Below are 12,396 nucleotides of genomic sequence, written 5' to 3' on the forward strand. Positions count from 1 at the left end.
TTTTTTCATGAGCGAAATGGGCAATCGTTTTGAGTGGAGCGAACTTTCTTTTAATCTTGACGGCAAAGAAACCAACAGACAATCTGTCTTTACCAATACATTTTCCATAAAAGGTTTTGGAGATAAAGTCAGCTGGAATCTTGATTTCATATATCGTAAATATAATACAAATGACGAAATATTTGATGTTCCTGATACTCATCTTGAATTTAAATATGATCTATCTGAAAAATTATCATTTTCAATCAAAGGACAATCTCTACTCACTTTATTCAATTTAAATAACTACAGCTTTATAAATACAGTTTCAGATGGAAATACAGTAATCCAAACTAAAACCAGTAATAATCTAGGTTATCTTATTTTATATACATCCATAAAATTCTAAGCCTCTCCAGTAGGACCAAAATTTAATGGGATTGGTGGCTGTTCATAATCCTTTATTTCGCCATGTGCTTGTTCAAAGCGTTGTACATTATCTGCTAATGCTTTTAAAAAGCGCTTAGCATGTTGAGGAGTAAGTATAATTCTACTTTTTACTTTAGCCTTAGGTCTCCCAGGCATAATACTTACATAATCCACTACAAACTCAGATACAGAATGATTTATAATAGCAAGATTGGCATATGTCCCTTCTGCTGTTACATCGTCTAATTCTATGTTTATTTGGTTCTTGTTTTTGTCGTTTTGATCGCTCATCGTATAATTTTAAAAGTTGAAAGTTTGTAAAGTCTAAAGTTGCAATAACTTTTTATTAATCTTCTTCAAACTTTTGTAAAAATAGCATTTTAAAAAAGAAAACCCCAAAGGAAAATTCCTTTGGGGTTTTACTATATAATTTTAAGTATTCTTAAAAGTTAACGTGCTGTTGTTTACTAGCCATAATCTCATTGTACTCTTCTTTAGATCCTACAATAATATTATCATAGTCTCTCATTCCAGTACCAGCTGGGATTCTGTGTCCAACAATTACATTCTCTTTTAATCCTTCAAGATCATCTATTTTACCGCTTACAGCAGCTTCGTTCAGTACTTTTGTAGTTTCCTGGAACGATGCAGCAGAGATAAACGATTTTGTTTGTAACGATGCTCTTGTAATACCTTGAAGTATTGGCGTAGCTACTGCCGGAACAGCATCTCTAGCCTCAACAAGTTGTTTGTCATTTCTTCTTAAGATAGAATTCTCATCTCTCAACTCACGTGGAGAAATAATTTGTCCTGCTCTTAAAGTATCTGAATCTCCTGCATCCTCGATAACTTTCATTCCAAAGATTCTATCATTTTCTTCAATGAAATCGTCTTTATGAACTAATTGTTGCTCTAAGAAAGTAGTATCTCCAGAATCTTGAATATTAACTTTACGCATCATTTGACGTACTACTACTTCAAAGTGCTTATCGTTAATTTTCACCCCTTGTAAACGGTATACCTCTTGTACTTCGTTTACTAAGTATTGCTGTACCGCAGATGGGCCTTTAATTCTTAAAATATCTTCTGGTGTAATAGAACCATCAGAAAGAGGCATTCCGGCACGAACATAATCGTTTTCCTGAACAAGAATCTGGTTAGATAATTTAACCAAGTACTTTTTAATGTCTCCTAATTTAGATTCTACAATAATCTCACGATTACCTCTTTTAATTTTCCCGAAAGAAACTACACCATCAATTTCAGATACTACAGCTGGATTAGATGGGTTACGTGCTTCGAAAAGCTCGGTAACTCTAGGTAGACCCCCTGTAATATCCCCTGCTTTAGAAGATCTTCTAGGAATCTTAACCAATACTTTACCTTCTGCTATCTTCTCCCCATTGTCCACCATAATGTGTGCACCTACTGGTAAGTTATAAGAACGTAAAGTTTCTCCTTTAGCATCTTTAATCAATAAAGTTGGAATAAGCTTTTTGTTTCTAGATTCAGAAATTACTTTCTCTTGGAAACCAGTTTGCTCATCAATCTCTACTTGGTAAGTAACCCCTTGATCAATATTTTCGTAAGCAATTTTTCCTGAGAATTCAGAAACAATTACTGCGTTATATGGATCCCATTGACAGATTACAGCTCCTTTTTCTACTTTTTGTCCTTCTTTCACAAAAATTTGCGAACCATAAGGAACGTTATTTGTAGCTAAAACAATACCTGTTTTTTCGTCAACAAATTTAACTTCGGCAGTTCTAGAAATTACAACATCAACCTCATTTCCTTCAGCATCTGTTCCCTTAACTGTTTTAAGGTCTTCTATTTCTAACTTACTATTAAATTTAGCAATTACTTTATTTTCTTCTGAAATGTTTCCTGCAATACCTCCTACGTGGAATGTACGTAGCGTAAGCTGTGTACCTGGTTCCCCAATAGACTGTGCAGCAACAACTCCAACAGCTTCTCCTCTTTGAACCATCTTACCAGTTGCAAGATTACGTCCGTAACATTTCGCACAAATACCTCGTTTTGCTTCACAAGTAAGTGGCGAACGTACTTCAATTTTCTCAACAGGAGATGCATTAATTTTCTTAACGATTGCTTCTGAAACTTCCTCTCCAGAACGAACTAATAATTCTTCTGTTAACGGATCGTAAACATCGTGTAAAGAAACACGTCCTAAAATACGTTCTCCTAAAGATTCTACTATCTCATCATTCTTCTTCAATGCTTCAACTTCTACACCACGTAAAGTTCCGCAGTCTTCTGTATTCACAATAACATCTTGAGAAACATCCACCAAACGACGTGTTAAGTAACCCGCATCGGCAGTTTTTAACGCCGTATCCGCAAGTCCTTTACGCGCACCGTGAGTAGAAATAAAGTACTCAAGAATCGATAATCCTTCTTTAAAGTTAGAAAGAATTGGATTCTCAATAATTTCTCCACCACCAGCGGTAGATTTTTTAGGTTTTGCCATTAATCCACGCATTCCTGTAAGCTGACGAATCTGTTCTTTAGATCCCCTTGCTCCAGAGTCAAGCATCATAAATACCGAGTTAAATCCTTGGTTATCTTCACGAATACGCTTCATTGCAAGTTCAGTAAGCATTGCATTGGTAGAAGTCCAAACATCAATTACCTGATTATAACGCTCATTATTAGTAATAAGTCCCATGTTATAATTGGCCATAATTCCGTCTACCTGAACATTTGCCTCATCAATCATTGGTCCTTTCTCTTCAGGAATAATAATATCTCCTAAACTGAATGATAAACCTCCTTTAAATGCGAAGTTATACCCCATACTCTTGATTTTGTCCAAGAAGTCTGCAGTTGTAGGAACATCTGTAGCCTTTAAGATTTCTCCAATAATATCTCTAAGCGACTTTTTAGTCAATACTTCATTAATATATCCCGCCTTTTCTGGAACTACTTGGTTGAATAAAATTCTACCTACTGTAGTTTCAATAATTTGGTACACTAATTCTCCTTCTTCATTAAAGTCCTTAGCACGAACCTTTACCATTGCATTTAAGTCAACTTTTTTCTCATTAAAAGCAATTGTTACTTCATCTGCAGAATAAAAAGTCAAACCTTCTCCTTTAATAGGATGCTCTGGTGTAGATCTTCTAGCTTTAGTCATATAGTACAGCCCCAAGACCATATCCTGAGAAGGTACTGTAACTGGCGAACCATTTGCTGGGTTCAATATGTTGTGAGATGCCAACATTAACATTTGTGCCTCTAAAATAGCTTCTGGCCCAAGAGGTAAGTGAACCGCCATCTGGTCACCATCGAAATCGGCGTTGAATGCCGTACATACCAATGGGTGTAACTGGATAGCTTTCCCCTCAATTAATTTAGGCTGGAATGCTTGGATACCCAAACGGTGAAGCGTAGGGGCACGGTTAAGTAGTACTGGGTGTCCTTTAAGAACGTTCTCAAGAATATCCCAAACTACTGGCTCTCTTTTGTCTATAATCTTTTTGGCAGATTTTACCGTTTTTACAATCCCTCTTTCAATTAGTTTTCTAATTACAAAAGGTTTGTATAGCTCTGCTGCCATGTTTTTAGGAAGACCACATTCAAACAATTTCATTTCTGGTCCAACAACAATTACCGAACGTGCCGAATAATCCACACGTTTACCTAGAAGGTTTTGACGGAAACGTCCTTGTTTACCTTTTAATGAATCTGAAAGCGATTTTAATGGTCTGTTAGATTCTGTTTTAACTGCAGAAGACTTACGGGTATTATCAAATAATGAATCTACAGATTCTTGAAGCATACGCTTCTCGTTACGTAAGATAACTTCTGGAGCTTTAATCTCCATTAATCGTTTTAAACGATTGTTTCTGATAATTACCCTACGGTAAAGATCATTTAAATCTGATGTTGCAAAACGACCTCCATCCAATGGAACTAATGGACGTAATTCTGGTGGAATAACCGGAATTACTTTCATAATCATCCATTCTGGATTGTTTTCTCTATTCTTTTGAGATTCACGAAGTGCTTCAACAACTTGAAGACGTTTTAAAGCTTCTGTTTTACGTTGTTTAGAAGTTTCAGTATTTGCTTTATGTCTAAGCTCGTAAGAAAGTTCGTTAAGTTCTATTCTTGACAATAACTCTATAAGACATTCAGCTCCCATTTTAGCAATAAACTTATTAGGGTCTGTATCTTCTAAATATTGATTTTCTGAAGGAAGCGATTCTAGAATATTTAAATATTCTTCTTCCGTTAAGAAATCCATTTTTTGAACAGGTTCTCCATCAGCATTTTTTGCATTACCCGGTTGGATAACAACATAACGCTCATAGTAGATAATCATATCCAATTTCTTAGATGGTAATCCAAGAAGGTATCCTATTTTGTTTGGTAAAGAACGGAAATACCAAATATGTGCAACAGGAACTACTAAATTGATGTGTCCTACTCTATCTCTACGTACCTTTTTCTCGGTAACTTCAACACCACATCGGTCACAAACAATTCCTTTATAACGTATTCTTTTATATTTACCACAAGCACATTCGTAATCCTTTACCGGACCAAAAATACGCTCACAGAAAAGACCGTCACGCTCTGGTTTGTGCGTACGGTAATTAATGGTTTCCGGCTTTAGCACTTCTCCTCTAGACTCTGCTAAAATGGATTCTGGAGACGCTAAACCAATAGAGATTTTATTAAATCTCTGTTGTACTGTATTCTTATCTTTATTTCTAGCCATAATATATGGTGATAATGAATTAAGTGTAATTACCCTCTTTGAGGTTTTAATTCTTCAACCTTATGTTGAAATGAATTAAATTGTTTTACTATAAAAACCTTTAGGACTTTCCCCGCAGGTAGTTGGTTATAACTTTTTTAGTGAAGGCACTCCGTATCATACCGAGTGCCTCTACTAAAATTATTATTCTTCTAATCTGATATCTAAACCAAGACCTTTCAACTCATGCATTAATACATTGAAGGATTCTGGTAATCCTGGTTCTGGCATCATCTCTCCCTTAACGATAGACTCGTAAGTTTTAGCTCTACCAATAACATCATCAGATTTTACAGTTAAGATTTCTCTTAGTGTACTTGATGCACCGTATGCCTCAAGTGCCCAAACCTCCATCTCACCAAAACGCTGACCACCAAATTGTGCTTTACCTCCTAAAGGCTGTTGCGTAATTAATGAGTATGGTCCAATAGAACGTGCATGCATTTTGTCGTCTACCATGTGGCCTAATTTAAGCATGTAAATTACACCTACTGTAGCCGCTTGATCAAAACGCTCTCCAGTTCCACCATCATAAAGGTATGTATGACCAAATCTTGGAATTCCAGCTTCATCTGTAAGCTCATTAATTTGATCTAATGATGCACCATCAAAGATTGGAGTTGCAAATTTTCTACCTAAGTTTTTACCTGCCCATCCTAAAACGGTTTCATAAATCTGCCCAATGTTCATACGAGAAGGTACCCCAAGTGGATTTAATACAATATCTACTGGTGTTCCATCTTCTAAGAATGGCATATCTTCTTGACGTGTAATTCTAGCTACAATACCTTTATTACCGTGACGACCTGCCATCTTATCTCCTACTTTAAGCTTACGTTTTTTAGCGATATACACTTTAGCAAGTTTCATAATTCCTGCTGGTAATTCATCCCCAACAGAAATAGTAAACTTATCTCTACGTAACGCTCCTTGAAGGTCGTTTAATTTAATTTTATAATTATGAAGAAGATCGTTGATTGATGCATTAGTCTCATCATCTGTTGTCCAAGTTCCGCTTACTAAGTGTGCGAAATCGTCTACAGCATTCAACATCTTTTGTGTGTATTTTTTACCTTTAGGGAATACTTCTTCTCCTAAATCGTTAAATACTCCTTGTGATGTTTTTCCGTTTACAATTGAGAATAATTTTTCAACCAATACATCTTTAAGTCCAGTGAATTTTGTCTCAAATTCTAACTCTAACTTAGCAATATCTTCTTTATCTTTTGCTCTCTTACGCTTATCTTTAATAGCTCTTGAGAACAATTTCTTATCAATAACTACTCCATTTAATGATGGAGAAGCTTTTAATGAAGCGTCTTTTACATCTCCTGCTTTATCTCCAAAGATTGCACGAAGTAATTTTTCTTCTGGAGTTGGATCTGATTCTCCTTTTGGAGTAATCTTACCAATTAAAATATCTCCAGGTTTTACTTCAGCTCCAATACGAATCATTCCGTTTTCATCCAAGTCTTTTGTAGCCTCTTCAGATACGTTAGGAATATCATTTGTTAATTCTTCAGCTCCTAATTTTGTATCTCTCACTTCAAGAGAATACTCATCAATATGGATAGATGTAAAGATATCTTCTCTAACTACTTTTTCAGAAATTACAATTGCATCCTCAAAGTTATACCCTTTCCAAGGCATAAAGGCTACTTGTAAGTTTCTTCCTAAAGCAAGTTCTCCTTGTTGTGTAGCATAACCTTCACAAAGTACTTGTCCTTTTTTAACTTTATCACCTTTTCTTACAATAGGTTTAAGGTTAATAGAAGTTCCTTGATTTGTTTTTCTGAATTTAACTAGGTTGTATGTTTTGAAATCATCATCAAAACTTACCAATCTATCATTTTCAGTTCTATCGTACTTAATTGTAATTTTAGACGCATCTACATAATCTATTACTCCATCTCCTTCTGCGTTAATTAATACACGAGAATCTGAAGCCACCTGACGTTCTAGACCTGTCCCTACAATTGGAGATTCTGGTCTTAATAAAGGAACTGCCTGGCGCATCATGTTAGATCCCATCAATGCACGGTTGGCATCATCATGCTCCAAGAATGGAATTAAAGATGCAGAAATAGATGCAATCTGGTTTGGTGCAACATCCGTGTAATGAATCTCTTCTGGATCTACTACTGGGAAGTCACCTTCCATACGTGCAATTACTTTATCAGTATCAATAGTTCCATTATCTGATAAAGGAATATTTGCTTGTGCAATTTTCTTTTCTTCTTCTTCTTCAGCACTTAAATAAAGTATTTCAGAAAGATCTACTTTACCTTCAGTTACTTTTCTATATGGAGTTTCAATGAATCCCATTCCGTTTACTTTCGCAAACACACTTAATGAAGAAATCAAACCAATGTTTGGTCCCTCTGGTGTTTCAATAGGACAAAGACGTCCGTAATGCGTGTAGTGAACGTCACGAACCTCGAATCCTGCTCTCTCACGAGAAAGACCTCCTGGTCCTAATGCAGATAAACGACGTTTGTGTGTAATCTCTGCCAATGGATTTGTTTGATCCATAAACTGAGATAACTGATTTGTACCAAAGAATGAGTTAATAACCGATGATAATGTTTTAGCATTAATCAAATCGATAGGTGTAAACACCTCGTTATCACGTACATTCATACGCTCACGAATGGTTCTAGCCATACGTGCTAAACCTACTCCAAACTGAGAAGACAATTGCTCTCCTACTGTTCTAACACGACGGTTAGATAAGTGATCGATATCATCAATCTCTGCTTTAGAGTTGATTAACTCAATAAGATATTTAATAATTGTAATAATATCTTCTTTTGTTAAAACTTGTTTATCCATTGCGATATCCAAGCCTAACTTTTTATTCATTCTGTAACGACCAACTTCTCCTAAGTTGTAACGTTGATCTGAGAAGAATAATTTGTCTATAATACCTCTTGCCGTTTCTTCATCTGGCGGTTCAGCATTACGTAATTGACGGTATATATGCTCTACAGCCTCTTTTTCTGAGTTTGTAGGGTCTTTTTGTAATGTGTTATAGATAATAGCATAATCTCCTGTTTGGCTATCTTCTTTATGCAATAAGATAGTTTTAACATCGGTATCTACAATTTCATCTATATGATCTTTTTCAAGAATCGTGTCTCTGTCTAGAATGATTTCATTTCTTTCGATAGAAACCACCTCGCCTGTATCCTCATCAACGAAATCTTCATGCCAAGTTTTAAGCACACGTGCCGCTAACTTTCTGCCCAACACTTTTTTCAAGCCACTTTTTGAAACTTTAACCTCTTCAGCAAGGTCAAAAATTTCAAGAATATCTTTATCGCGCTCAAATCCGATAGCACGGAAAAGTGTTGTAACAGGTAATTTTTTCTTTCTATCGATATATGCGTACATAACGCTATTAATATCGGTAGCAAATTCTATCCAAGAACCTTTAAAAGGAATTACTCTGGCAGAATACAATTTTGTTCCATTCGCATGGAATGATTGACCAAAGAATACACCTGGAGATCTGTGTAATTGCGATACAACTACGCGTTCCGCTCCGTTTATAACAAAGGTACCACTAGGTGTCATGTAAGGAATTACCCCAAGATAAACATCCTGTACTATGGTTTCAAAATCTTCGTGCTCAGGATCTGTACAATAAAGTTTTAGTCTAGCCTTTAATGGTACACTGTACGTTAATCCTCTTTCTATACACTCTTGAATTGAGTATCTAGGAGGATCGATAAAGTAGTCTAAAAATTCAAGTACAAATTGATTACGCGTATCAGTAATGGGGAAGTTCTCCAAGAAGGTGTTATAAAGACCTTCGTTACCTCTCTCTTCAGATTTTGTTTCCAGTTGAAAGAAATCCTGGAATGACTTAATCTGAATGTCCAAGAAATCCGGGTATGCCGGAGTATTCTTTGCAGAGGCGAAATTAATTCTTTCAGTCTGATTTGTGAACATCAATGGACAATATTTTGATTAAAGTGAAAATTAAAAAAACGTATACATTTATATACGCAAAAAGGGTTTAGGTCACTACCCGTAATATTCGGGAAGGACCTAAACCGTATCTTACAGCTAAGCGCTGTAGGGTGGAATTAGTTTAATTCTACCTCTGCACCAGCTTCTTCTAAAGATGCTTTAAGCGCTTCCGCTTCATCTTTAGCTACTCCTTCTTTGATAGCTTTAGGAGCTCCGTCTACCATTTCTTTAGCTTCTTTAAGTCCTAAACCAGTTAATTCTTTAACTAATTTTACTACAGCTAATTTAGAGGCTCCAGCAGCTTTAAGGATAACATCAAATTCTGTTTTCTCCTCAGCAGCTTCACCACCAGCAGCAGCTCCACCAGCAACAGCAACAGCTGCAGCAGCTGGCTCTATACCGTATTCTTCTTTTAAGATATCAGCTAATTCGTTTACTTCTTTAACTGTTAAATTAACTAATTGTTCTGCAAAATCTTTTAAATCTGCCATTTTCTATCGTTTTAATAAATTTTTAAAAATATAATTGTTTAAGTGCGTACTACTTTATGATTCCTTTTCTGATAAGGTTTTAAGGATACCAGCTAATTTACCACCACCTGATTTAAGTCCGCTAATAACATTCTTAGCAGGCGACTGTAACAATCCGATGATATCTCCAATAACTTCCTCTTTAGATTTGATACTAACAAGGGCATCTAATTGGTTATCTCCAAGGTAAACTGCTTCTTCTATAAAAGCACCTTTTAATAAAGGTTTATCAGATTTTTTACGGAAATCTTTGATAAGTTTCGCAGGACCGTTTCCAGTTTCAGAAAACATTAAAGATGTATTACCTTTAAGTACTGTTGGAAGATCTCCGAAATCTTTATCAGAAGCCTCCATTGCTTTTGCAAGCAATGTATTTTTTACAACTGCAAGTTTGATGTTTGCTTTAAAACAAGCTCTACGTAAGTTAGAGGTTGTCTCGGCATCCAATCCTGAAATATCTGCTAAATAGATATTTCCATTATCACCTAACTGCGCAGTCAAATCTTCTATTACCGTTAACTTTTCTTCTCTAGTCATGATTAAAAAATTTATACTGCCAATTAAACTGCCTTAGGATCTACAGGAATACTAGGACTCATTGTACTAGATATAAAGATACTCTTTACGTAAGTTCCTTTGGCCGCAGTTGGCTTCAGTTTTAATAATGTTTGTAATAATTCGTTTGCGTTATCAGCAATTTTGTCTGCTGAAAAAGATGCTTTACCTACTGCTGCATGAACGATCCCTGTTTTATCAACTTTAAAGTCAATTTTACCAGCTTTCACCTCACTTACAGCTTTAGCTACATCCATAGTAACTGTACCTGTCTTTGGGTTTGGCATTAAACCTCTTGGTCCTAGAACACGTCCTAAAGGCCCCAATTTACCCATTACGCTTGGCATAGTGATTATTACATCAACATCTGTCCAACCGTCTTTTATCTTTTGTAAGTACTCACCTAACCCTACGTAATCTGCTCCAGCTTCTTTAGCTTCGGCTTCCTTATCTGGAGTAACCAATGCTAAAACTTTTACATCTTTACCAGTTCCATGCGGAAGTGTAACTACCCCTCTTACCATTTGATTAGCTTTACGTGGATCTACTCCTAAACGTACTGCTAAGTCAACAGATGCATCAAACTTAACGTTAGTGATATCTTTTACTAGTTGAGAAGCCTCTTGAACAGAGTATAATTTACTCTTGTCGATTTTCCCAACTGCTTCTTTTTGCTTTTTTGTTAATTTTGCCATTTCTAGATTCTTTTAAGATTTAAAAAGGCTTATCACCTGAAACCGTTAACCCCATAGATCTTGCTGTTCCTGCAACCATGCTCATAGCAGATTCTACAGTAAACGCATTAAGATCTTGCATTTTGTCTTCTGCGATAGCTTTTACTTGATCCCAAGTAACGCTAGCAACCTTTTTACGGTTTGGCTCTCCAGAACCCTTTTTAACCTTAGCCGCTTCCATTAGCTGAACTGCCGCTGGCGGTGTCTTAATTACAAAGTCGAATGATTTGTCTTTGTAAACGGTGATAGCAACAGGTAATACTTTACCTTGTTTGTCCTGTGTACGAGCATTAAACTGCTTACAGAACTCCATGATGTTAACACCGGCAGCACCTAGAGCGGGTCCAACCGGTGGCGACGGATTCGCAGCACCTCCCCTAACTTGTAGCTTAACTACTTTACTAACTTCTTTTGCCATTGTTTTTGTTCAATTTAAAATTTGAATCGCCTTATCTAATGGAAGCAAGACGAATCTATATAATGTGTAACAATTATACTTTCTCTACCTGCATATAACTCAACTCTAATGGTGTTTTTCTTCCGAAAATCTTAACCATTACCTCAAGCTTACGCTTCTCTTCATTTACTTTTTCAACAGTTCCATTAAATCCATTAAAAGGACCATCTATAACTTTTACTGTTTCTCCTAAAACATAAGGAATAGCAACATTATCTGTTTTAACAGATAACTCATCCACTTTTCCTAACATTCTATTTACTTCAGATTTTCTCAATGGAACAGGATCTCCTCCTTTTACTTCACCAAGAAAACCTATAACTCCAGTTATAGATTTAATAACATGAACTATTTCCCCTCCTAAATTAGCTTTCACCATTACATAGCCAGGGAAGTAAACTCGTTCTTTATTTATCTTTTTACCATTACGTATCTGAATCACCTTCTCTGTAGGCACTAATACTTCATCTACATAATCTGAATACCCAAGGCGAGCTATATCTTGTTCTATGTAGCCTTTAACTTTATTTTCCTGACCACTCACAGCCCTTACTACATACCACTGTTTTGCCAACGCTTCTGCCATTGCAATACTCGTCTTTAAATATTATTAATTAATTGCACCGAAATAAAGCTTGATAAGCTTAGCTAAAGCTGTATCAACGCCCCAAACAGCTAACGAAAAAAGTATAGAGAAAACAGCAACAACAACCATTAGGTTCTGTCCCTCAGCCCATGATGGCCAAGTAACATTCGCTCTTAACTCTTCGAATGATTCCTTTATATAATTTACCATTTTTACTCTATATATTTTTTTTGCACGGGTGGAGAGATTCGAACTCCCATCAACGGTTTTGGAGACCGGTATTCTACCCTTGAACTACACCCGTTTATTCAAGTTCAAAGGCGTCTAGCTTATAAAAACTAGACACCCTTAAAACTTGTATATTA

General features: G+C 36.0%; 10 protein-coding genes and 1 tRNA gene. 1 reads left to right on the plus strand and 10 read right to left on the minus strand.

The window, feature by feature from the left end; translation table 11 throughout:
• The first annotated feature begins 7 nt into the window (after positions 1–7).
• Positions 8–388, plus strand: coding sequence for a hypothetical protein (locus JOOMADRAFT_RS10825; protein ID WP_008613324.1), 381 nt, complete (start codon positions 8–10; stop codon positions 386–388).
• Here the strand turns inward: JOOMADRAFT_RS10825 and JOOMADRAFT_RS10830 are convergent.
• The 10 genes from JOOMADRAFT_RS10830 to JOOMADRAFT_RS10875 form a co-directional block, all read right to left on the minus strand.
• On the minus strand, positions 385–699 hold the full coding sequence (locus JOOMADRAFT_RS10830) for a DUF3467 domain-containing protein (RefSeq protein WP_008613325.1): 315 nt from the start codon (positions 697–699) through the stop codon (positions 385–387). The two genes, JOOMADRAFT_RS10825 and JOOMADRAFT_RS10830, sit on opposite strands and share 4 nt — an antisense overlap.
• A 151-nt stretch (positions 700–850) precedes the next feature.
• Positions 851–5,155, minus strand: coding sequence for a DNA-directed RNA polymerase subunit beta' (rpoC, locus tag JOOMADRAFT_RS10835; protein ID WP_008613327.1), 4,305 nt, complete (start codon positions 5,153–5,155; stop codon positions 851–853).
• Positions 5,156–5,338: 183 nt separating this feature from the next.
• Positions 5,339–9,148 (minus strand): DNA-directed RNA polymerase subunit beta, encoded by a 3,810-nt coding sequence (gene rpoB / locus JOOMADRAFT_RS10840; RefSeq protein WP_008613329.1) that lies wholly within the window; start codon positions 9,146–9,148, stop codon positions 5,339–5,341.
• A gap of 137 nt (positions 9,149–9,285) precedes the next feature.
• Entirely contained in the window at positions 9,286–9,660 is a 375-nt protein-coding gene (gene rplL / locus JOOMADRAFT_RS10845) for a 50S ribosomal protein L7/L12 (RefSeq protein ID WP_008613330.1), read from the minus strand.
• 54 nt (positions 9,661–9,714) lie between these two features.
• Complete coding sequence (gene rplJ / locus JOOMADRAFT_RS10850) at positions 9,715–10,236, minus strand: 50S ribosomal protein L10 (protein ID WP_008613331.1); 522 nt, start codon at positions 10,234–10,236, stop codon at positions 9,715–9,717.
• A 23-nt stretch (positions 10,237–10,259) separates the two neighbouring features.
• Positions 10,260–10,949, minus strand: coding sequence for a 50S ribosomal protein L1 (gene rplA, locus JOOMADRAFT_RS10855; protein ID WP_008613333.1), 690 nt, complete (start codon positions 10,947–10,949; stop codon positions 10,260–10,262).
• Positions 10,950–10,968: 19 nt separating this feature from the next.
• Positions 10,969–11,406, minus strand: a complete 438-nt coding sequence (rplK, locus tag JOOMADRAFT_RS10860; RefSeq protein WP_008613347.1) for a 50S ribosomal protein L11 — start codon at positions 11,404–11,406, stop codon at positions 10,969–10,971.
• A 73-nt stretch (positions 11,407–11,479) separates the two neighbouring features.
• Positions 11,480–12,031, minus strand: coding sequence for a transcription termination/antitermination protein NusG (nusG, locus tag JOOMADRAFT_RS10865; RefSeq protein WP_008613358.1), 552 nt, complete (start codon positions 12,029–12,031; stop codon positions 11,480–11,482).
• A gap of 24 nt (positions 12,032–12,055) precedes the next feature.
• Positions 12,056–12,241 carry a preprotein translocase subunit SecE gene (secE, locus tag JOOMADRAFT_RS10870; protein ID WP_008613363.1) on the minus strand — a complete coding sequence of 62 codons (186 nt, stop codon included), beginning with the start codon at positions 12,239–12,241 and terminating at the stop codon, positions 12,056–12,058.
• 23 nt (positions 12,242–12,264) lie between these two features.
• Positions 12,265–12,335: transfer RNA gene (locus JOOMADRAFT_RS10875), tRNA-Trp, on the minus strand.
• Positions 12,336–12,396 lie beyond the last annotated feature (61 nt).

The organism is Galbibacter orientalis DSM 19592, from assembly GCF_000260115.1.
GTDB lineage: Bacteria > Bacteroidota > Bacteroidia > Flavobacteriales > Flavobacteriaceae > Galbibacter > Galbibacter orientalis.